Consider the following 19,416-nt stretch of genomic DNA (forward strand, 5'->3'; position numbering starts at 1 on the left):
CCGCATGCTGGTCCACCGCCTCCGCCTCGCGGTCACCCTGTCCTGCGGCCTGCTGCTGCTCACGATCTTCGTGGGCACCAGCCTGCTGCTGAACCGGCTGGAGGACAGCGCCCGGCGGACCGGCATGCAGACGGTCGAGCGCGTCGCGCGGGTGGCCGAGAGCACGGTGAACCGGCACTTCCTCGCCGTGGACGGGATGCTGGCCGGCCTCACGCCGCTCATCGGCCAGCTCGGCCGGGACGGCAAGGTCGAGCCCGGCGCCGCCAACCGGATGCTGCGGGAGCTGAACTTCCAGAACCTCAATTTCCGCGACCTGATGCTGCTGCAGCCGGATGGCCGCCCCTGGGCCACGGCGCTGGCCGGCTCGCGCAACCGCCCGCCGCCGATCGATCCCGAGCGGCTGGCCGAGGCGCGCGGCAGCGGCGCGGCGGTGATCAGCGGCCCGATCCGCAGCACGAACACGGGCGAATGGACGCTGTTCTTCCTGCGCGCGCTCGAGCTGCCGGGCGGGCCGACGCTGGTCGCGGCGGCGGAGGTGCCGACCTCCCTCGTCACCACCATGCTCTCCCCGGTCGGCGAGCTGCCGGGCCTGCGCATCGCGGTCGAGCGGGTCAACGCCCAGCTCCTCGCCAGCCTGCCGCATGACGAGACGCGCATCGGCCGCACCCTCCGGCCACTCGACGCCAGCCTGCCGCAGGATGGCAGCGCCACCGAGATCGGCGGCCGCTTCACCGACGAGCGGGTGCTGGCCGCCGTGCGGCCGACCCTCTACCGCGACATCCAGGTGGTCGCCAGCCTCGAGGCGACGGCGGCCTATGCCGGCTACGAGCAGGACCGCCAGCGCCTGCACCTCATCGCCTTCGGCTCCATCCTGCTGATCGGCGCCCTCGGCCTCGCCCTGCATCTCGCCCTGCGGCAGCGCGAGCGGATCGAGGCGGAGCGCGCCGCCGCCCGCGGCCTGCTCGAGAGCGCGATCGAGAGCCTGCCGGACGGCTTCGTCATGTTCGACGCCGATGACCGCCTGGTCATCTGCAACCAGCGCTACCGCGACCTCTACGCCGTCAGCGCCCCCTTCATCGTGCCCAATGCGCGCTTCGAGGACATCATCCGCGAGGGGGCGCGGCGCGGCCAGTACCCGCAGGCGGGCGACGACATCGAGGCCTTCGTCGCCGACACCAAGGCCTGGCACCGCGGCAACCACCCGAGCATGGAGCGGCTGCTGCCGGATGGCCGCTGGGTGCTGGTGACCGAGCGCAGCACGCCGGGCGGCGGCACGGTCGGCATCCGCACCGACATCACCGCGCTCAAGCACGCCATGGCCGACCTCGCCCTGGCGCGGGACACCGCCGCGGCGGCGACCGAGGCGAAGTCCCGCTTCCTCGCCCGGATGAGCCACGAGCTGCGCACCCCGCTGAACGGCGTGCTCGGCCTCGCCCAGGTGCTGGCGCGCGACCCGGCGCTCTCGGGCGAGCAGCGCGCCCGGGCGGAGACCCTGGAATCGGCCGGGCGGCACCTGGTCTCGGTGGCGAACGACGTCCTCGACCTCGCCAAGGTCGAGGCCGGCCGGCTGGAACTGCGCCTCACCGCCGCCGAGCTGCCCGACCTGCTCGGCGACTGCGCCACGCTGGTGCGCCAGGCGGCGGTGGAGAAGCAGGTGACGATCGCCCTCGACCTGGCGCCCTCGCTGCCGCCGCTGGTCGAGACCGACCAGACGCGGCTGCGGCAGCTGGTGCTGAACCTGCTCTCCAACGCGGTGAAATTCACCCCACCCGGCGGCCGGGTCGAGCTCGCCGCCTGGCCGCTCGGCGTGGCCGGCGAGGATGGCCTGGTGCCGCTGCGGATCGAGGTGCGCGACACCGGCCCGGGCGTGCCGGAGGCCGAGCGCCGCGCCATCTTCGGCGACTTCGTGCAGCTCGACCATGGCCGCGCCGGCGGCACCGGCCTCGGCCTCGCCATCGCCGCGGGCATCGCCGGCCAGATGGGCGGCAGCATCGGCTGCGAGGCGCATGCCGCCTCGCCCACCGGCACCGGCGCGGTCTTCTGGGTCGAGCTGCGGCTGCGCCCGCTGCGGGCCCGGGCGGTGGCGCGGGAGGCGCCGGCGGGGCTGCCGCGCCGCCGGCTGCACGTGCTGGTCGCCGACGACGTGCCGGCGAACCTCGCGGTCGCCCGCGCCCTGCTGGAATCCGCCGGCCACACCACGCAATGCGTCAGCGACGGGGCGATGGCGGTCGAGACGCTGCGCGCCCCGCCGGCCGGGCCGCCGATCGACCTGGTGCTGATGGACGTGATGATGCCCGGCATGGACGGGCTCGAGGCGACGCGCCGCATCCGCGCCCTGCCCGGGCCGGCCAGCCGGGTGCCGATCCTGGCAGTGACCGCGAGCGCCTTCAGCGAGGACATCGCGGCCTGCCGCGAGGCCGGGATGGATGCGCATCTCGCCAAGCCGATCGAGCGCGAGGCGCTGGTCGCCATGCTGGCGCGGCTGACCGGCGAGGCGCCGCCGCCCCCGGCCGACGCCGCCCCGGCCCCGCGCCTCGGGGAGACGCCGCTGCTGCAGCGCCGCGGCGCGACCTCGCTGGCGGTGCCCGGCCTCGACCCCGAGGCGGAGCGCGGCCTCTTCGTCGAGTTCCTGCGCGAGCTGCGCGCCGCCACCGAGGCGCTGCGGCAGGCCGAGCTGGTGATGCCCGAGCGCCTGGTGCCGGCGGTGCACCGCCTGGCCGGGGCCGCGGCGACGCTCGGCGCGGCCCGCCTGGCCCTGGCGGCGCGCCATCTGCAGAGCGAGGCCACGCGGATCTCGACCGAGGAGGCGCACCGGCAGCGCGAGGCCGTGCTCGCGGTGGCGGTGGAGACGATCGCCGCGCTCGAGACCGCCGCGGCGGATGACGGCGCGGCGCCGGTCGCCGCCGCGCATTAAAGCATTGTCGGCGCCGCCCGGGCTGGCACGCCGCTTGCGAGCCCCGGCGCCAGCACCGGCGGAGGCCCGCATGACCGAACTGCCCGGCGGCATGCCGCCGCCCGACCGCGACCTCGCCGGCTATGGCCGCACGCCGCCCGACCCGCGCTGGCCCGAGGGGGCGCGGCTCGCCCTCTCCTTCGTCGTCAATGTCGAGGAGGGGGCCGAGCTGTCGATCGCCAGCGGCGACGAGCGCAACGAGGCCATCCCGGAGACCCGCCAGCTCATCGAGGGCGCGCCCGATCCCTGCATGGAGACGCAATTCGCCTATGGCGCCCGGGTCGGGCTGTGGCGGGTCCTCGACCTGCTGCAGCGCTTCGGGGTGCGCGCCACCTTCTCCTGCTGCGGCCGCGCCGTCGCCGCGACGCCGACCCTCGCCGCCGCCCCGGCCGCGGCGGGGCACGAGGTGAGCGCGCATGGCTGGCGCTGGGAGATGCATGCCGGCATGCCGGAGGCGACCGAGCGGGCGGTGATCGCCCGCACCGTCGCGGCGCTCGCCGCGGCGGCGGGCACGCGGCCGGTCGGCTGGCACACCAAATCGGCCGCCTCGGTCAACACCCGCCGGCTGCTCGCCGAGGAGGGCGGCTTCCTCTACGATTCGGATGCCTATGACGACGACCTGCCGCGGCTGGTGCAGGTGGCGGGCCGGCCGCATGTCATCCTGCCCTATGCCTTCGACACCAACGACATGCGCTTCGCCCCCGGCCAGGGCTTCGTGCAGGCCGAGGACTTCTCCGACTACTGCATCGGCGCCTTCGACTGGCTGCTGCGCGAGGGGCAGGCGACGCCGCGGATGATGTCGGTCGGGCTGCATCTACGCACCATCGGCCGGCCCGGGCGCATCCGCGGCCTGGAGCGGCTGCTCGAACACGTCACCCAGGCGCCGGGCGTCTGGATCGCCCGGCGGATGGACATCGCGCGGCACTGGCGGGCGCTCTCCGGCCTGCCGGGCTGAGGCGCCCCGCCCCGCGGCCGCGCCCCCGCCCCCGCCCCTGCCGGCGTCACGCCGGCCGTCGCGCCCGCGCCGGCGTCACGCCGGCCGTTGCGCGCGCGCCGGCGTCAGGCCGGCAGTTGCGCCCGCGCCGCCGCCGCGATGTCGCGCCGCCGCGCCACCCAGACCGCGTCGCGCCGTGCCGCGAGCAGCCGCAGGATGCCCTCGACCGCCCGGAAGCGCGCCGGCCGGCCGCAGATGCGCAGGTGCAGGCCGATATTGAGCAGCTTCGGCACCCCCCGCTCGCCCTCCTCGATCAGCTGGTCGATCGCCGCCTCGGCATAGTCGACGAAATGCTGCGGCAGGACGAAGCCGTTGGGGTGGAAGAATTTCATGTCGTTGCAGTCGAGCGCGTAGGGCAGCACCAGCATCGGCCCGCCCGGCACCGCCCGGTCCCAATAGGGCAGGTCGTCGTCGAAGGCGTTGCTGTCGTAGAGATAGGCGTGCCGCGCCAGCAATTCGCGGGTCCAGGGGCTGGCGCTGCCGCGGCAGAAGAAGCCGACCGGCCGCTCCCCGGTCGCCGCGGCGATCGCCTCGGTCGCGCGCAGCAGCCCCGCCTCCTCCGCCTCGCGGCTCGGATAGTCGGCATGCGGCCGCCAGACCCAGCCATGGTTCGCCGCCTCGTGCCCGCGCGCGACGCAGGCCCGCGCGAGCTCGGGCGTGCGCTCCACCGCCCGGCCGCACATGAACCAGGTGGCCTTCACCCCATGCCGGTCGAAGGCGTCGAGGAAGCGGCCGAGGCCGGCGCGGGTGCCATAGGCGAAGATCCCCTCCTGCCCGAGATCGCGGCGGCCCGGCGGCACCACGCTGACCACCTCGCCGATGCGCTCGTTCTCCGGGTCGCCGGCCTCCACGGCCATCTCCGCCCCCTCCTCGTAATTCACCACCAGGGAGACGGCGAGCTTCGCGCCCCCCGGCCAGGCGAGGCGCGGCGGGGCGAGGCCATAGCCGGTCAGGTCACGGCGCATGCGGGCATTCCCTCTCGATCGCGGCAGGCCTGTTCGCTGCCGCGGCCTGCTTCGCGCCCTGGCCTGCAAGGATCAGGCCGCGATGGGCCCGATCGCGGCCGCCAGCACGTCCAGCGCGGCGGCGAAATCCGCCATCGCCATCGCCTCGGCCGGGTTGTGGCTGCCATTCTCGTTGCGGATGAACAGCATCGCCGTCGGCACGCCGAGCCCGGCGAAGGTCAGCGCGTCATGCCCGGCGCCGGAGGCCATGCTCATCACCGGCACGCCGGCCGCCGCCGCGCCCTCGGCCAGCGCCGCGCGCAGCCGCGCATCCATGATCGCCGGCGGCACGTAGAGCCGCGGCCCGGTCTCGAGCGCCACGCCGCGCCCGGCGGCGGCCTCGGCCGCCTCCTCCTGCAGCAGCGCCTCGACATCCTGCAGCACCGCGGCATCCTCGCTGCGGATGTCGAGGGTGAAGGCGACCTCGCCCGGCACCTTGGTCGGCCCGTGCATCGCCGGGTCGGTCGAGACCTCGCCCATGGTCAGCACCAGGTCGCGCCCCTCGGCCTCGGCCTCGGTCCAGAAGCGCTCCAGCGCCCCGGCCAGATGCGCGACCGCCAGCACCGCGTCGCGCCGCCCCTGCCGCGGCACCGCCCCGGCATGCGCCCAGGCGCCGCGTGCCCGGCCGTGCCGGAAGCGCACGCTGCCGCGGATGCCGGTGACGATCGCCGCCGGCAATCCGGCCTCCACCAGCACCGGCCCCTGCTCGATATGCGGCTCGAGGAAGGCATGGATGAAGGCGGGGTCGAGCGAGGCGCGGGACTGGCGGATGAAGTCCGGGTCGAACCCCTCCTCCGCCATGTGCTCGGCCAGCGTCCGGCCGCTGTCGGTCCGCCGCAGCGTGTCGGGCGCCTCCGGCGGCAGCAGGCCGAAGGCGGCGCGGCTGCCGAGATAGAGCATGGGGAACCAGCACATCTCCTCGGCGCGGATGCCGAGCACCACCAGGTCGCGCGGCAGCAGGCGGCCCTCCCGGCGCAGCCGCGCGGCCAGGGCCAGGCCCATCACCACGCCGGCGGCGCCGTCGAAATTGCCGCCATGCGGCACGGCATCGAGATGCGAGCCGATGACGACCGGCGGCAGGTCGCGGTTCATCCCCGGCAGGGTCATCGACAGGGTGCCGACCGGGTCGGCCTCCACCTCCAGCCCGATGGCCTCGGCGGCGGCGCGGCAGATGGCATGCGCCGCCCGCTCGCCCTCGCCATAGCTGGCGCGGCTGACGCCGGGCGGATCCTCCGAGGCCTCGCGCAGGGCCGCGAAGACCAGTTCCGCCAGCCGCACCGCCGCATCCGCCGCCATGACTCCCCCTCGGCGCCCCGCCGCTTCCGATCCCGCCCTTGTGGCGCCGGGCGGGACGAGGCGCAATGCGCGGGCGGCCACCCCGGCGCCGGGTTGCGGGAACGTCCGCCACCACCCGTTGCCCTGCCGAGGCTTCGCCTCGGCAGGCCGTGACGGCTCCCGGGGCCCGGGGCAAACACGGGTCCCCCGCGGCGGCGCGCAGCGACGCCGTGGGGAATACCTATCGTCCGCGGAATTGCGGCGCCCGCTTCTCGCGGAAGGCCGCCGCGCCCTCGCGGAAATCCTCCGACTCCCGGATGCCCGCCAGCCGCGCCCCGTGCCGCGCCCATTTCTCGGAGGGGCCGGCCGGCAGGATGTCGTCCAGCACCATGCGCTTCAGCGTGCCGGTGACGAGCGGCGCGAAGCCGGCCATCTCCTTGCCCCATTCGATCGCCCGGGCCAGCGCCCCGCCCTCGGGCACCACCTCGTTCACCAGCCCGACCCGCTCGGCCCGCTCCGCCTCGAAGACGCGGCAGAGCAGCATCATCTCCATGGCGATCTTGTGCGGGATGCGCGAGGGCAGCGCCGCGATCATGCCACCCGTCAGGCCGATCTTCGCCTCCGGGTAGTAGAAGCGCGCGGTGCTGCCGCAGACCGCGAGATCGGCCATCATCGCCAGCACCAGCGCGCCGCCGATGCACCAGCCCTCCACCGCCGCGATCAGCGGCTTGTCGGTCTGCCAGCCGGAATTCGGCACCGCCCGCCAGAGTTCCGGCGGCTCGGTCACGTCGGCGCCGAAGGAGAAGGCCTTGTTGCCCATCGCCGTCAGCACCGCCACCCGCTGGTCGGAGGCGGCGAAATCCGTCATCGCCGCCTGCACCTCCTCGGCCATCCGCTTCGAGATGGCGTTCCCCTTCTCCGGCCGGTTCAGCGCCACGACCGTGACCGGGCCCTCCTCCCAGACCTTGATGTGCTCGTAGCTCATTGCACGCTCGCTCCCGTCCGTTGCACCGCCGCGCCGAACAGGGCGCGGTCCTGCGTGATCCGCCGGGCGAAATCCTCGCCCGCCTCGAGATGCGGCCGCAGCCCGACCGGCGCCATGGCGCGCGCCACCTCCGGCAGGGCCAGCACCGGCCCGAGCGCCGCGACCAGCCGCGCGACGATCGCCGGCGGCAGCCCGGCCGGGCCGGCGAGGCCGAAGAAGGAGAGCCCGCCCTCGCCATAGAAGCCGAGCTCGCGGAGCGTCGGCAGGTCGGGTAGCTGCGGGCTGCGCGTCTCGCCGGTGGCGGCGAGGCCGATGAGCCGCCCATCCTTCACCGCCGGGATGGCCGTGGGGTCGAATTGCAGCTCCACATCGCCCGCCAGCACCGCCGTCAGCGCCGGCGCCGAGCCGCGATAGGGGATGTGCTCCAGCCGGATCCCGGCGGCATGGGCGAAGATCTCGCCGGTCATCTGGGTGATGGTGCCGTTGCCGGCGCTGCTGAAGCGGAGCCGGCCGGGATGCGCCTTCGCATAGGCGACGAGCGCCTGGATGCTCCGCACCGGCACCGAGGGATGCATCGCCACCACCCCGTCGGAGACGGCGAGCATGGCGATGGGCGTGAAGTCGCGCGCCGCGTCGTAGGGCAGCGTCAGCATGTGCGGGCTGATGGTCAGCACCGCCGTCGGCCAGACCAGCAGGGTGTGGCCATCGGGCCTGGCCTGGGCGACCGCGGCGGCGCCGATGGAGCCTCCGGCGCCGCCGCGGTTCTCGATGACGAGGCTCTGGCCGAGCGCCGCCGAGAGCGGCTGCTGGATCGGCCGCGCCACGTTGTCCGTGCTGCCGCCCGGCGGATAGGGGACGATGAGGGTGATCGGCCGCTCCGGCCAGGCCGCGGCCCCTTGGGCGCCGGCGCGGCGCGGCAGCAGGCCGGGCGCGGCGAGCAGCGCCGGCAGCCGGCGGCGGCGGATCATGCCGCGCCTCCCGCATCCGCCGGTTGCAAGGTGGCCCGGGCATCGACGGCGATGCAGCCCTGCCCATCGGCGCGCAGCAGCAGCGGGTTGAGGTCCAGCTCCACCAGCCGCGGCCCGAGATCGGCGGCGAGCCAGGAGAGCCGCACCAGCGCCTCGGCCGCCGCCGCGGCATCGAGCGGCGGCCGGCCGCGCACGCCCTCGAGCACCGGCCAGAGGCCGAGGCGGCGCAGCATCGCCATCGCATCCTCCGGCCGCAGCGGCGCCGGGGCGAGCTGCACGTCGCGCAGCACCTCGACCAGCACGCCGCCGGTGCCGACCAGCACCAGCGGGCCGAGCCCGGGCTCGTGCCGGGCGCCGAGGATCAGCTCCGCCGCGCCGCGCGCCATCTCCTGCACCAGCACGCCTTCGAGCGTCACCGGCGCCGCCTGCAGCGCGGCGAAGGCCTCCCGCACCGAAGCCGCATCGCCGAGGCCGAGCCGCACCAGGCCGAGATCGCTCTTGTGCACCACGGCCCGGCTGACGCCCTTCAGCACCACCGGGAAGCCGATCGCCTCGGCCGCCGCCACCGCCTCGGCCTCGGTGGCGACCAGGACCTCGCGCGTCACCGGCAGGCCGTAGGCGGCGACGAGGCGCTTGGTCTCCGCCTCGGTCAGCGCCCCCGCGCCGCTTCCCTCTGGCAACGGCCCTGCCAGCGGCCCGGCGCCGGGCGGGCGCTGCGGCGGCGGCAGGGCGTGGCGGTCACGCCCCTCGGCCTCCGCCTCCAGCGCCCGCAGCACCGCCAGCGCCTGCGCCACATGGTCGCAATAGGGGAAGTCGGCCGCCTGCATCGCCGCCCGCGCGGCATCGCCCACCTCGCCGGCCATCATCACGTAGAGCAGCGGCCGGCCGCCCTCGCGCGCCAGCGGCGGCAGCAGCGCGGCGCGCCGCGCCATGGCCGGCTGCGTCGTCATCGGCACCAGCACGGCGCCGATATCGGGATCGGCCATGAAGGCGCGCAGGCACCCGGCCAGCGCCGCCTCGCTGGTGTTGTCGTGGAAGCTGCCGGTGTCGAGCGGCAGGTGGACATGGCTCTCCGGCATCCAGCGCGCCATCTCGGCCCGCGTCGCCGGCCCCATCCGCGCCGTGCGCAGGCCGAAGCCGGCCAGCATGTCGGTGGTCGTCACCGTGCTGCCGCCGGAGGAGGCGACCACGGCGACGCCCATCCCCGGGCGCGGCAGCGGCGGCTGGCGGTCCAGCATGTCGGCGGCGAGCACCATGATGGCGGGATCGTCGAGCAGCACCGCCCCCGCCGCACGGCAGACCGCAGCGAAGGCGGCATGGCTGCCGGCGAGGCTCGCCGTGTGGCTGCGCGCCGCCTGCGCCCCGGCCTCGCTGCGCCCGGCCTTGACGCAGAGCACCGGCTTGCCGGCGGCCCGCGCCCGGCGCAGCAGCGGCGCCAGGCGCGCCGGGTCCTTCAGCCCCTCGACGTAGAGGGTGATGACGCGCGTCGCCGGATCCTCGACGAGGTAGTCGAGGAAGTCGCAGAGCTCGAGATCGGCCTGGTTGCCGACCGAGATGCAGCGGCTGAAGCCGGCGCCGTGCCGATGGCCGAGCGAGACCAGCGCCCCCGTCAGCGCGCCCGACTGGCTGACCATGCCGATGCCGCCGGGCTTCAGCCGCTCCACCTCCAGGGCGAGGGAGGAGGAGAGCATGGCCCGGTCGGTGACGTTGAACAGGCCGAGGCAGTTCGGCCCGACCAGGCGCATGCCGGCGGCGGCCGCGACCGCCCGCAGCCGGGCCTCCAGCGCCGCCCCCTCGGGCCCGGCATCGGCGAGCTTGCCGGTGATGACGATGCAGGCGCCGACCCCGGCCGCGGCGCAGGCCTCGATCTCGCGCAGCAGATGCGCGGCGGGGACGGCGAGGACCGCGACATCCACCGGCCCGGGCGCGGCGCCGATGCCGGGCCAGGCCGTCAGGCCGCGGATCGCCGGGCGGTTCGGGTTGATCGGCAGCAGGCGGCCGGCATAGCCGTGGCGGATCAGGTAGTGGATCACCCTTCCGCCGAATTTCCCGACATCCTCGGAGGCGCCGATGACCGCGACGGAGCGCGGGTTGACGATATGCGCGATCGGCAGGCGGGCGGGCGGCATGGCGATGGCCTCGGCTGTTTCCCCATGGCGGGCTGCCTTCGTCGGGCGCCTGCGCGGTGCGGCGCGCACCGGCCGGCTCGATGCCGGCGATGCGCGCCGCTGGAGCTTGGCACGCGCCGGCGGTGACCGGCCAGACCGGGGCCCTTGGACCAGGGGGCGGCGGCGCCATCGCCCGAGCGCCGGGCGGGTTTTTTCCCGGCGGGGCTTCACTTTCCCGCTCGAGGCCTCTGATCCACCGCCCCGAAGGGTGATATGCGGAATCGCATGCCGGACACGCCCGCCCTGCCCCGACGCGCCCCCCGCCCGGACCCCGACCCGCATGGGGCCGAGCCGCTGCCGGCGCATGGGCGGATCTACGACAGCGTGCTCGACATCGTCGGCTCGACGCCGCTGGTGCGGCTCGGCCGGCTGAAGGCGGCGGAGGGGCTGGCGGCCGACCTCGCGATCAAGCTGGAATTCTTCAACCCGCTCGGCTCGGTGAAGGACCGCATCGGTCTCGCCATGGTCGAGGCGGCGGAGCGCGAGGGGCTGATCGCCCCCGGCCGCTCCACCCTGGTCGAGCCGACCTCGGGCAATACCGGCATCGCGCTGGCCTTCGTCGCCGCCGCCAAGGGCTACCGGCTGATCGTCGTCATGCCCGATGGCGCGAGCATCGAGCGGCGCAAGATGATCCGGCTGATGGGCGGCGAGGTGGAGCTGACGCCGGCGCGGCGCGGCATGGCGGGCGCCATCGCCCGGGCCGAGGCGATCGTCGCGGCGACGCCGGGCGCCTGGATGCCGCGGCAATTCGACAACCCCGCCAATCCCGACATCCATGCCGGCACCACGGCCGAGGAGATCTGGGCAGACAGCGCCGGTCAGGTCGACGCCATCGTCGGCGGCATCGGCACCGGCGGCACCCTCACCGGCATCGCCCGCGCCCTGAAGCCGCGCCGGCCCGGGCTGCGGGTGATCGGCGTGGAGCCGGCCGAGAGCGCCGTGCTCTCGGGCGACGAACCCGGGCCGCACGGCATCCAGGGCATCGGCGCCGGCTTCAAGCCGACGGTGCTCGACCTCGAGCGGCTCGATGCCGTGCTCCGCGTCGGCGAGCGGGACGCCATCGCCGCGGCGCGGCGCTGCGCCCAGCTCGAGGGGCTGCCGGTCGGCATCTCCTCCGGCGCCATGCTGCACGCCGCGCTGCAGGTGGCGCGCGAGATGCCCGGCGGCCTGGTCGTCGGGATCGCGCCCTCCTTCGCCGAGCGCTATCTCTCCACCGAGCTCTTCGCCGGCCTCTGAGCTGGCGGGGGGCCGCCCGCATCCCGGCCGCGAGGCCGCATCCCGGAGGACAGCCCATGCCGCATGACGGCCACCACAGCCACGACGCCCCGCCCGATGGCTGGAAGCACACGGGCGTGCGGGTGATCCCGGGCGACCAGCTCGACACCAACACCGCGCAGACCCCGGGCATGAACCGCGCCGCCGCGATCAACGCCGCCCGCGTGGGCGCGCAGAAGATCTGGGCCGGCACGGTGCACATCCACCCCAACGCCAAGACCGGGGCACATCACCACGGCGAGCTGGAGAGCGTGATCTACATCGTCTCCGGCCGCGCCCGCATGCGCTGGGGGGAGAAGCTGGAATTCGTCGCCGAGGCCGGGCCGGGCGACTTCATCTTCGTCCCGCCCTTCGTGCCGCACCAGGAGATCAACGCCTCCACCGACGAGACGCTGCGCTGCGTCCTCGTCCGCTCCGACAACGAGGCGGTGGTGGTGAACCTCGACATCGAGCCGGTGGAGAAGCCGGAGCAGGTGCTCTGGATCGACCCGATCCACAAGACCGGCGGCGTCTGACGCCGATGCGCGTCCGGCGGCATCGCCGGACCGGATGACAGGCCGGCGGGGCGGCGCGAGCGGCCCCGCTGGCTCAGACGCAGCCGTGCAGGGCGAAGATCGCGGCCGTGGTCACCGCCTCGTCGGGCGGCGGCTCGGCCGGCGCCGCGGCGGCGAGGGCGAGGGCGGCCGCGAAGGTCAGCAGCAGCGCCGCCTCGACCGGCGGCAGCGGCAGGGCGAGCAGCAGGGCCGGGCTCATCGCCGGCGGCCCCGGCGGCAGGCGGCGCTCCAGGCAACAAGCAGGGATAGGCTGGCAGGCATCGGCGTCTCCGCCGGCGCTGAGCCGGCATGGCGCCATGATTCACGCCATCGGCGCGTGCGTCAATATATTGAACGCACACCCATCGCATTAAGCCCGCACATCGGGCGGCGCGCCCATCGCGGATAGGATGGCATTCACCATCGGTTTCATGTGGAAACTCTCCGCCGGCATCACCGCCACCCGGCCGCCGGCCGCCTCCAGCGCCTCCCCCACCAGCGGCCCGACCGCGGCGAGGCGGGTCTGGGCGAAGGCCTCGCGCAGCCGCTCCGGCGTGGCGAGGCCGCTCAGCCGCCGCACCTGCGGGGTGGAGGTGAAGACCGCGAGGTCGATCCGCCCCGCCGCCATCTCCTCCAGCATCGCCAGCACCCGGGCGTCGTCCTCCCGGGTCGCATAGGCATAGGGCAGCACCGGATCCGGCTCGGCCCCGGCGCCGCGCAGGAAATCCAGCAGCGCGTGGTTCGGGTTGTCCGGGTAGAGCTGCACGCCGACCCGCCGGCCGCGCAGGTCCTCGGCCGCGAGGCTGGCGATGACGCCGGCCGTGGTCGGCTCGGCGGCGGCGAGGTCGGAGCCGAGGCCGATGCTGCGCAGCCGCGCCTGCGGCTTCGGCCCGCGGGTGATGCGCCGCACGCCCGCCAGCGCGGCGCGGAACTCGGCCTCGATCCCCGCCCGCTGCGCCAGGCCGAGCAGGCGCGACAGCCCCTCCCCGGTCAGCAGGATGAGGTCGTCGGGCGGCGTTGCGACGAAGCGGCGCAGCCAGGCTTCGACCGGCGCCGGATCGGGCGCATCGACGATGGCGACCAGCGGGCAGCGCAGCGCCTCGGCGCCGTGCCGCTCCAGCATCCGCGCCAGCACCTCCAGCTCCCGCGTCTCCGGCACCATCACCCGCTTGCCGGCCAGGGGCCCCTCGCCGGCCCCCGCGCTGCGCGCCTCGCTCATGCCGCCATGTCCCTCACCGGCGGGGAGGCGCGCCGCCGCGGCAGCGGCACGGGCTCCCCATCGCGAAACACCACGGTGCGGCCGGGTTCCATCACCGTCCAGGCCTCGTCGCGGGTGAGCGGCCGGGTGGCGACCACGGTGACGACATCCTCCGGCGTGGTCTCCTGCTCGAAATTCACCGTCAGGTCCTCGTCCACCAGCGTGGCCGGGCCGAAGGGGGCGCGCCGCGTCAGCCAGGCGAGCTTCGTGCTGCAATGGCAATAGAGGCTGCGCCCGTCCGAGAGCAGCATGTTGAAGACGCCGAGCGTGGCCAGCCGCCGCGCCAGCGCCTCCACCGCCGCGGCCAGGGCGCGCGCCTTCGGCGGCGCCGGGAAGCGCTGGCGGAGCTGCTCCAGCAGCCAGCAGAAGGCGTGCTCGCTGTCGGTCGTGCCGATCGGCGCGAAGGCGCCGAGGCGCCAGCGCTTCACCCCCTTGAGCTGGCCGTTATGCGCGAAGCTCCAGGGCCGGCCCCAGAGTTCGCGCTGGAAGGGATGGGTGTTCTCGAGCGCCATGCGGCCGCGATTGGCGCGGCGGATATGACTGATGACGATGCGGCTCTTGATCGGGTGGCGGCGGACGAATTGCGCCACCTCGGACCGCGCCGAGGGGTGCGGGTCATGGAAGCTGCGGCAGCCCTTGTCCTCGTAGAAGGCGATGCCCCAGCCATCGGCATGCGGCCCGGTCTGGCCGCCGCGGCGCATCAGCCCGGCGAAGCTGAAGCAGATATCGGTCGGGACATTGGCGCTCATGCCGAGGAGTTCGCACATGCCGGGGACGCTAGAGCAGATGAGGGCCGGGCGTGAACGCCCCCCGGGGCGAATTCGGCGTCGCGCAGCGGCCGCGGGGCGGCGCGGCGCCGCCGGATTCGGACAAAGCCCCCGCACGGCCCGCGGCTCACGGCTCGGCCCAGCGGCGGTGCCAGGGCTTGCCGGCATAGAAGCGCATCACCTTGAGCCAGAGCCGGGCGCGCCGGCGCGGCAGGGCCAAGGGGGCGGCGCGGTGGCGGGCGAGCAGGGCGGCCAGCCCCGCCTCCGCCCAGCGGAACCAGGCGGGGCGGCAGAGATACATCGGCAGCACCGGCAGGGCGCTGAGCAGGCCGAGCCGTTCCGCCGCCTCGGCCGCCGGCAGGCCGAGCACCCGCATGGCGCGGCGGGCGGCGCGGACCAGGAAGAACTCGATCCGCCGCAGCGCGGGCGGCGCATCCGGCGCGGCGCAGGCGGCGAGCAGGCGCATCCAGAGCCCGGCCTGGGCGAGGCGGCGGAAATGCCGGCTGACGGTATCCGGCCGGCCATAGGCCTCGGGCAGGCTGCGCCAGGGCTGGCCGGAGGCGGCGACGAGGAACATGGCATCGATCCGGCCGCGGGCATCGGCGAGCGGGCGGCCCTGATGCGGGGTGACGGCGCGGAGATGCGGGGCGATGGCGGCCCAGGCGGCATCGGTGAGCGGGGCCCAGGGGCGGCGGGGGGTGTAGTGGCGGTGGGAGGGGGGCGGGAGGGGCATCCGAGGGCCTCCGGCGGGGGGCGGGGCCGGGGAGGATGGAGGAATTTTTTCTTAGATGCAAGGAAAATGGACTCGATGCTGTGATTGCTCACACAACCGCTTTCAGACGCAGTGACGGTCAGAAGGGCCCTACTCTGATGCGAGTCTGATGCAAGCCCTCAAATATCCCTGCTCCTGGAGGCACGATTGAGCCAGTTTGCCTCCCCTAGAATCAAATATGATTGAGATACAAACATCAGATGTTACAATACAGATGCCAGATGCTGCATGAATACCTTGGTCGCATTAAATGCATCCTCAGCTTCTTCCTGATTGTAGGATTTCTTTGGGTGTGCGGTCTTTGTACGATAGGCACGATTCACGCTATGAAGCAGCGCATGCAATTTGTACCACTCATCTTGAACTTGCCCCTTAGGCAGAGCGTCTATCTTGGGCTTGATGTTCGCAACTATAAGACCCCATGCAAGCGTTTCGCCGTTTTTATCTTGAACCGTAGCGGAAATTTTTCGCCCTGCTTCAACGACAGCAATCTCCATCGCTCTCATCAAATGAAATACCGAAGCAGTATAACGCCCAAAGGCCAAGCATTTCCCGGCTTCACTAATCTCCTCAATAGCATCCAAAAATTTTATCTCCACTTCTTCACCAAATAGTAAAACTGCATATTCATAATACCTAGCTTTGCTAGTCGGCAGCGCGAATAACTTCTTACCGGAGAGTTCATCGTGGAGCCGAGAGCTGATCTGCTCGAAACTTCTTGCAACGTCTTCAAAGGTTATTGTGCTAGATCTGGAAAGTTTGGTTAAGAGCCTTTGCACCTCGGCATTGGTGATGTTAGCGTCCAAAGCACGCAAGCAATCCTGTAATTCCTTGATTCGGTCACACATGCTCGCACGCAGGTCAGCGGGCACGTCGTTTTTGTATTCTTTCGCATTCGAACAATGGCAACGCCGCTCAAATTCAGCCAGGTTTATAACACTATTCATTAACTGAGTGACGTTGTAGAAAGTACCTGCATTCAGCTTCAGCATGTTCAAAATGCTCCGCGCCCGTCGTCCGCGCCGGGCAAACATCCACGATGGGAGTCTTAGCAAACCCTCCCAGCCAATCAGTATGGCAAGCACAATACTAGGAAGACAGGCTTAGGCGACAGCAGGAATTGCTTATCGCTTTCACGCCTCTTAGACTGGTCGAATCAACTAGTCGAAACCCCATGCCTACCCGCGAGATCCAGGCCTCCGAGGCCAAGACCCACCTGCCCCGCCTGCTCGACGAGGTCGAGCGCGGCGAGACCATCGTCATCACCCGCCATGGCCGCCCCATCGCCCGCCTTGTGCCCGAGACCGGCGGCCGCGCGGCGGAGGTCGCCCGGGCGGTCGAGGGCCTGCGGGCGCTACGCCGCGCCATCGCCCGGCGCGGCGAGTCGCTCTCCTGGGAGGAGCTGAAGGCCTTCCGCGATATCGGCCGCCGATGACCCATTGCGTCCTCGACAGCTCGGCCGCGCTCGCCTGGGTGCTGCCGGGCGAGGGAAGCGAGGCGGCCGACGCCCTGCTCGACGCGGTGGCCGCCGAGGGCGCGGCGGCGCCGGGGCTCTGGCCGCTCGAGGTCGCCAACGTGCTGCTGCAGGTGGAGAAGGCGCGGCGGATCACGCCGGAGGAGCGGCGGCGCGCGCTCGCCACGCTGGCGGCGCTGCCGGTCCGGATCGACCCGGACACCGCCGCCGAGGCCTGGGGCCGCAGCCTCGGCCTCGCCGAGGCGCAGGGCCTCACCCTCTACGATGCCTGCTACCTGGAACTGGCGCTGCGCCTGGCCCTGCCGCTGGCCTCACTGGACCGGAAGTTGCGGCAGGCGGCCGTGGCGGCGGGGGTGGTGCTGCTGGGGTAGCGCGCATCCCGTGGCGCCGTGCATTTTGCCACAGGCCCGCCGGCCAGGCCCAGGCCAGGGAGGCCAGGTTGCGACGCCGCAGGAGACGCCCGTCATGGACCTCGAATCCACCGTCGCCCGGCACTACGGCCACGCCGCGCTGGAGCACGCCATCCTCGCCGCCCTCGCCGCCATGGGGAAGGACCCGGACCACCTCACGCCCGAGGACCTGGCGCCGGTCGATGAGTTCCATATCGGCGGCCGGGCGGCAACGCGCGACCTGGCCGATGCCATGCGCCTCGCGCCCGGCCTGGCGCTGCTCGATATCGGCTGCGGCCTCGGCGGCGCCGCGCGGCTCTTCGCCGGCGAGTTCGGCTGCCGCGTCACCGGCCTCGACCTGACGGCGGATTACGTGCGCTGCGCCGCGGCGCTGGCCCGGCGCGTCGGCCTCGGCGGGCAGGCCGAATTCCGCCAGGGCAGCGCCCTCGCCCTGCCCTTCGCCGAGGCGGGCTTCGATGCGGCGACGCTGCTGCATGTCGGCATGAACATCGCCGACAAGGCGCGGCTTTTCGCCGAGGCGCGGCGCGTGCTGCGCCCGGGCGGCGTCTTCGGGATCTACGACGTGATGCGCGAGGGCGAGGGCGACCTCGCCTTTCCCCTGCCCTGGGCGGCGGGCGCGGCGACCAGCTTCGTCGAGGACGCCGACACCTATCGCCGCCTGCTGGCGGCGGCGGGCTTCGCGGTGGAGGCGGTGCGCAGCCGCCGCGCCTTCGCCATCGAATTCTTCCGGCGCATGCGCGTGGCGGCCGCGGCCGCGGGCGGCCCGCCGCCGCTCGGCCTGCACATCCTGATGGGCGAGACGGCGCCGCTGAAGGCACGCAACATGCTCGGCAACCTCGAAGCCGGCCTGATCGCCCCCACCGAGATCATCGCCCGCGCGGTTTGAAGACGCCTCCCGTTGCCCTTCCGAGGCTTCGCCTCGGCAGGCTCTGACGCCCCTTGGGCCCCTTGCGAATCCCGGGGCCCCCGTGACGGCGCGCAGCGACGTCATGGGGAAGAATGGGGCCCCCGCGAAGGCGCGTCAGCGACTTCGTGGGGAATAAAACAGCGCCTCGCGCGCCGCCGCCCAGCTCGCCGCATCGGGGGCGCAGATCAGGCCGCCGCTCCGCGCCGTGGGCCGATAGGGCGTGCCGTCGAACTGCGCGCTGTGGCCACCCGCCTCGCGGTGCAGCAGCCAGCCCGGCGCATGGTCCCAGGGCATCAGCCGGTTGTAGAAGAGCAGGTGGCAATGCCCCGCCGCCGCCATGCGGTATTCCTGCGCCGCGCAGCGCAGCCAGGCGCTCATGCCCAGCCGCGCGAGATTGCCGTTGACGGTGCCGCGCAGCGGCTCGGGCAGGAAATTGGTGCCGATGATCGCCTCCATCCGCCCGACCGGCACCGGCGCGGCGACCCGCAGCACCGCCTGCCGCCCGTCCTCCGCCTCGCGCCAGGCGCCCTCGCCGCGCAAGGCCAGCGCGGTGTCGCGGCAGACCGGGTCGTGGAGGGCGGCCATCGCCACCTCGCCCCGCACCACTGCCGCCGCCATGATGCCGAAGAGCGGCAGGCCGGCGGTGAAGTTCCTGGTGCCGTCCAGCGGGTCCAGCAGGAAGGCCAGCTCGGCGGTGCCGAGCGCCTCCGGCAGGCCGGGATCGCGCTCGCTCGCCTCCTCGCCGATGACGGTGGCGCCGGGCCAGGCGCGGCGGATGGCCGCGCTCGCCCGGCGCTCCGCCGCCTCGTCGGCCTCGGTCACCACGTCGAAGGCGGAGGTCTTCTCGCAGCACCTCCCCGGCGGCGAGGCGGGTGAAGCGCGGCATGATCTCGGCCCGCGCCGCCTCGGCCAGGATGGCGCCGAGCCGCCGCGCATCGCCGGTGGTGAAGCGCATGCCCCCTCCCTGTCCCGCTATTCCGCCGCGGCCAGCCCCGGCATCGCGGCCTGCCGCAGCTCGCCCCGGGCCTGGCGGAGGATCTGCCAGCCGCCCTGCAGCCCGAGCCCGCCCATGATGGCCGCGACGGCCAGGTCCGGCCAGCCGGTCCCGGTGCCGAAGACCCCGGCGGCGGCGAGCATCACGGCGAGGTTGCCGATGGCGTCGTTGCGCGAGCAGATCCAGACCGAGCGCATGTTGGCGTCGCCCTGCCGGAAGCGGAACAGCAGCAGCGCGACGCCGGCATTGGCCAGCAGGGCGGCGAGGCCGACCGCGCCCATGATCCCCGCCTCCGGCAGGCTGCCGGCCAGGGCGTGCCAGGCGGTGCTGCCGAGCACCCAGAGGGCGAAGAGGATGAGGGTCCAGCCCTTCAGCAGCGCTGCCCGGGCGCGCCAGGCGAGCGCCATGCCGGCGACGCCGAGGCTGATGGCGTAATTCGCCGAATCGCCGAAGAAATCCAGCGCATCGGCCAGCAGCGCGGCGGAGCCCGCGGCGGCGCCGGCCGCGACCTCGGCGAGGAAGAAGCCGGCATTGACCGCGAGCGCGATCCAGAGCGCGCGGCGCCAGGCAGGGCTGTTCGGCGCGCCGCCCGGCGTCTCGCCGGCGCAATGGTCGTGGTGGCAGCAGGCCATGCATCACCTCCCAGGCAGGGGCATGGCCCCCCATATGCGGCCTGTAG

General features: G+C 73.5%; 19 protein-coding genes. 7 read left to right on the forward strand and 12 right to left on the reverse strand.

The window, feature by feature from the left end:
• The first annotated feature begins 4 nt into the window (after nt 1–4).
• Both DOO78_RS05810 and DOO78_RS05815 read left to right on the forward strand, forming a co-directional pair.
• Nucleotides 5–2,914 carry a PAS-domain containing protein gene (locus DOO78_RS05810; protein ID WP_111468804.1) on the forward strand — a complete coding sequence of 970 codons (2,910 nt, stop codon included), beginning with the start codon at nt 5–7 and terminating at the stop codon, nt 2,912–2,914.
• Between the two features lie 70 nt (nt 2,915–2,984).
• On the forward strand, nt 2,985–3,908 hold the full coding sequence (locus DOO78_RS05815; protein WP_207802804.1) for a polysaccharide deacetylase family protein: 924 nt from the start codon (nt 2,985–2,987) through the stop codon (nt 3,906–3,908).
• A gap of 104 nt (nt 3,909–4,012) precedes the next feature.
• Here the strand turns inward: DOO78_RS05815 and DOO78_RS05820 are convergent, their stop codons facing one another.
• The 5 genes from DOO78_RS05820 to DOO78_RS05840 form a co-directional block, all read right to left on the reverse strand.
• Complete coding sequence (locus DOO78_RS05820; protein WP_111468805.1) at nt 4,013–4,912, reverse strand: polysaccharide deacetylase family protein; 900 nt, start codon at nt 4,910–4,912, stop codon at nt 4,013–4,015.
• 72 nt (nt 4,913–4,984) lie between these two features.
• On the reverse strand, nt 4,985–6,247 hold the full coding sequence (locus DOO78_RS05825; protein ID WP_111468806.1) for a Zn-dependent hydrolase: 1,263 nt from the start codon (nt 6,245–6,247) through the stop codon (nt 4,985–4,987).
• Between the two features lie 220 nt (nt 6,248–6,467).
• A complete protein-coding gene (locus DOO78_RS05830) occupies nt 6,468–7,211 on the reverse strand; it encodes an enoyl-CoA hydratase/isomerase family protein (RefSeq protein WP_111468807.1) in 744 nt (247 codons plus the stop codon).
• Complete coding sequence (locus DOO78_RS05835) at nt 7,208–8,179, reverse strand: Bug family tripartite tricarboxylate transporter substrate binding protein (RefSeq protein WP_111468808.1); 972 nt, start codon at nt 8,177–8,179, stop codon at nt 7,208–7,210. Before DOO78_RS05835 ends, DOO78_RS05830 begins: the two co-directional genes overlap by 4 nt.
• Nucleotides 8,176–10,308, reverse strand: a complete 2,133-nt coding sequence (locus DOO78_RS05840; protein WP_165838746.1) for an acetate--CoA ligase family protein — start codon at nt 10,306–10,308, stop codon at nt 8,176–8,178. Before DOO78_RS05840 ends, DOO78_RS05835 begins: the two co-directional genes overlap by 4 nt.
• Nucleotides 10,309–10,572: 264 nt before the next feature.
• Here DOO78_RS05840 and cysK point away from each other — a divergent pair, with 264 nt between their 5' ends.
• Together cysK and DOO78_RS05850 are read left to right on the forward strand one after the other, a co-directional pair.
• The gene (cysK, locus tag DOO78_RS05845; RefSeq protein WP_111468810.1) at nt 10,573–11,583 is read left to right on the forward strand and encodes a cysteine synthase A; all 1,011 of its coding nucleotides are present in this window, start codon (nt 10,573–10,575) and stop codon (nt 11,581–11,583) included.
• A gap of 56 nt (nt 11,584–11,639) precedes the next feature.
• Nucleotides 11,640–12,137, forward strand: a complete 498-nt coding sequence (locus DOO78_RS05850) for a cupin domain-containing protein (protein WP_111468811.1) — start codon at nt 11,640–11,642, stop codon at nt 12,135–12,137.
• Between the two features lie 73 nt (nt 12,138–12,210).
• On the opposite strand, the gene DOO78_RS27385 is transcribed toward DOO78_RS05850, so the two are convergent.
• The 5 genes from DOO78_RS27385 to DOO78_RS27045 all read right to left on the reverse strand — a co-directional run bounded on the left by DOO78_RS27385 (nt 12,211) and on the right by DOO78_RS27045 (nt 15,944).
• Nucleotides 12,211–12,375: a hypothetical protein gene (locus DOO78_RS27385; RefSeq protein ID WP_165838747.1), complete on the reverse strand. Its 165-nt coding sequence runs from the start codon at nt 12,373–12,375 to the stop codon at nt 12,211–12,213.
• A gap of 150 nt (nt 12,376–12,525) precedes the next feature.
• Nucleotides 12,526–13,374 (reverse strand): uroporphyrinogen-III synthase, encoded by an 849-nt coding sequence (locus DOO78_RS05855; protein ID WP_111468812.1) that lies wholly within the window; start codon nt 13,372–13,374, stop codon nt 12,526–12,528.
• Entirely contained in the window at nt 13,371–14,348 is a 978-nt protein-coding gene (locus DOO78_RS05860; RefSeq protein WP_341538227.1) for a class II glutamine amidotransferase, read from the reverse strand. Before DOO78_RS05860 ends, DOO78_RS05855 begins: the two co-directional genes overlap by 4 nt.
• Nucleotides 14,308–14,913 (reverse strand): transposase, encoded by a 606-nt coding sequence (locus DOO78_RS05865; RefSeq protein WP_111468814.1) that lies wholly within the window; start codon nt 14,911–14,913, stop codon nt 14,308–14,310. The genes DOO78_RS05860 and DOO78_RS05865 overlap by 41 nt, the downstream gene beginning before the upstream one ends.
• 242 nt (nt 14,914–15,155) lie before the next feature.
• Complete coding sequence (locus DOO78_RS27045) at nt 15,156–15,944, reverse strand: hypothetical protein (protein ID WP_128080005.1); 789 nt, start codon at nt 15,942–15,944, stop codon at nt 15,156–15,158.
• Nucleotides 15,945–16,126: 182 nt separating this feature from the next.
• Here DOO78_RS27045 and DOO78_RS05870 point away from each other — a divergent pair, with 182 nt between their 5' ends.
• The 3 genes from DOO78_RS05870 (at nt 16,127) to DOO78_RS05880 (ending at nt 17,722) form a co-directional block, all read left to right on the forward strand.
• Nucleotides 16,127–16,387 (forward strand): type II toxin-antitoxin system Phd/YefM family antitoxin, encoded by a 261-nt coding sequence (locus tag DOO78_RS05870; protein WP_111468815.1) that lies wholly within the window; start codon nt 16,127–16,129, stop codon nt 16,385–16,387.
• Nucleotides 16,384–16,797, forward strand: a complete 414-nt coding sequence (locus tag DOO78_RS05875; protein ID WP_111468816.1) for a type II toxin-antitoxin system VapC family toxin — start codon at nt 16,384–16,386, stop codon at nt 16,795–16,797. The genes DOO78_RS05870 and DOO78_RS05875 overlap by 4 nt, the downstream gene beginning before the upstream one ends.
• 94 nt (nt 16,798–16,891) lie before the next feature.
• Nucleotides 16,892–17,722, forward strand: coding sequence for a class I SAM-dependent methyltransferase (locus tag DOO78_RS05880; protein WP_111468817.1), 831 nt, complete (start codon nt 16,892–16,894; stop codon nt 17,720–17,722).
• 135 nt (nt 17,723–17,857) lie between these two features.
• On the opposite strand, the gene DOO78_RS05885 is transcribed toward DOO78_RS05880, so the two are convergent.
• Both DOO78_RS05885 and DOO78_RS05890 read right to left on the reverse strand, forming a co-directional pair.
• Nucleotides 17,858–18,565 (reverse strand): inositol monophosphatase family protein, encoded by a 708-nt coding sequence (locus DOO78_RS05885; RefSeq protein WP_243634416.1) that lies wholly within the window; start codon nt 18,563–18,565, stop codon nt 17,858–17,860.
• Nucleotides 18,566–18,715: 150 nt separating this feature from the next.
• Nucleotides 18,716–19,369 carry a cation transporter gene (locus DOO78_RS05890; protein WP_111468818.1) on the reverse strand — a complete coding sequence of 218 codons (654 nt, stop codon included), beginning with the start codon at nt 19,367–19,369 and terminating at the stop codon, nt 18,716–18,718.
• Nucleotides 19,370–19,416 lie beyond the last annotated feature (47 nt).

This window comes from Roseicella frigidaeris (genome assembly GCF_003258945.1).
In the GTDB taxonomy this organism is placed as follows: domain Bacteria; phylum Pseudomonadota; class Alphaproteobacteria; order Acetobacterales; family Acetobacteraceae; genus Paracraurococcus; species Paracraurococcus frigidaeris.

Excerpts from the sequence above, each read along its gene's own strand:
- DOO78_RS05810 (WP_111468804.1), top strand. The coding sequence starts at position 5 with ATGCTGGTCCACCGCCTCCGCCTCGCGGTCACCCTGTCCTGCGGCCTG.
- DOO78_RS05815 (WP_207802804.1), top strand. The coding sequence starts at position 2,985 with ATGACCGAACTGCCCGGCGGCATGCCGCCGCCCGACCGCGACCTCGCC.
- DOO78_RS05820 (WP_111468805.1), bottom strand. The coding sequence starts at position 4,912 with ATGCGCCGTGACCTGACCGGCTATGGCCTCGCCCCGCCGCGCCTCGCC.
- DOO78_RS05825 (WP_111468806.1), bottom strand. The coding sequence starts at position 6,247 with ATGGCGGCGGATGCGGCGGTGCGGCTGGCGGAACTGGTCTTCGCGGCC.
- DOO78_RS05830 (WP_111468807.1), bottom strand. The coding sequence starts at position 7,211 with ATGAGCTACGAGCACATCAAGGTCTGGGAGGAGGGCCCGGTCACGGTC.
- DOO78_RS05835 (WP_111468808.1), bottom strand. The coding sequence starts at position 8,179 with ATGATCCGCCGCCGCCGGCTGCCGGCGCTGCTCGCCGCGCCCGGCCTG.
- DOO78_RS05840 (WP_165838746.1), bottom strand. The coding sequence starts at position 10,308 with ATGCCGCCCGCCCGCCTGCCGATCGCGCATATCGTCAACCCGCGCTCC.
- cysK (WP_111468810.1), top strand. The coding sequence starts at position 10,573 with ATGCCGGACACGCCCGCCCTGCCCCGACGCGCCCCCCGCCCGGACCCC.
- DOO78_RS05850 (WP_111468811.1), top strand. The coding sequence starts at position 11,640 with ATGCCGCATGACGGCCACCACAGCCACGACGCCCCGCCCGATGGCTGG.
- DOO78_RS27385 (WP_165838747.1), bottom strand. The coding sequence starts at position 12,375 with ATGAGCCCGGCCCTGCTGCTCGCCCTGCCGCTGCCGCCGGTCGAGGCG.
- DOO78_RS05855 (WP_111468812.1), bottom strand. The coding sequence starts at position 13,374 with ATGAGCGAGGCGCGCAGCGCGGGGGCCGGCGAGGGGCCCCTGGCCGGC.
- DOO78_RS05860 (WP_341538227.1), bottom strand. The coding sequence starts at position 14,348 with ATGCCGGCAAGCCCTGGCACCGCCGCTGGGCCGAGCCGTGAGCCGCGG.
- DOO78_RS05865 (WP_111468814.1), bottom strand. The coding sequence starts at position 14,913 with ATGCCCCTCCCGCCCCCCTCCCACCGCCACTACACCCCCCGCCGCCCC.
- DOO78_RS27045 (WP_128080005.1), bottom strand. The coding sequence starts at position 15,944 with ATGCTGAAGCTGAATGCAGGTACTTTCTACAACGTCACTCAGTTAATG.
- DOO78_RS05870 (WP_111468815.1), top strand. The coding sequence starts at position 16,127 with ATGCCTACCCGCGAGATCCAGGCCTCCGAGGCCAAGACCCACCTGCCC.
- DOO78_RS05875 (WP_111468816.1), top strand. The coding sequence starts at position 16,384 with ATGACCCATTGCGTCCTCGACAGCTCGGCCGCGCTCGCCTGGGTGCTG.
- DOO78_RS05880 (WP_111468817.1), top strand. The coding sequence starts at position 16,892 with ATGGACCTCGAATCCACCGTCGCCCGGCACTACGGCCACGCCGCGCTG.
- DOO78_RS05890 (WP_111468818.1), bottom strand. The coding sequence starts at position 19,369 with ATGGCCTGCTGCCACCACGACCATTGCGCCGGCGAGACGCCGGGCGGC.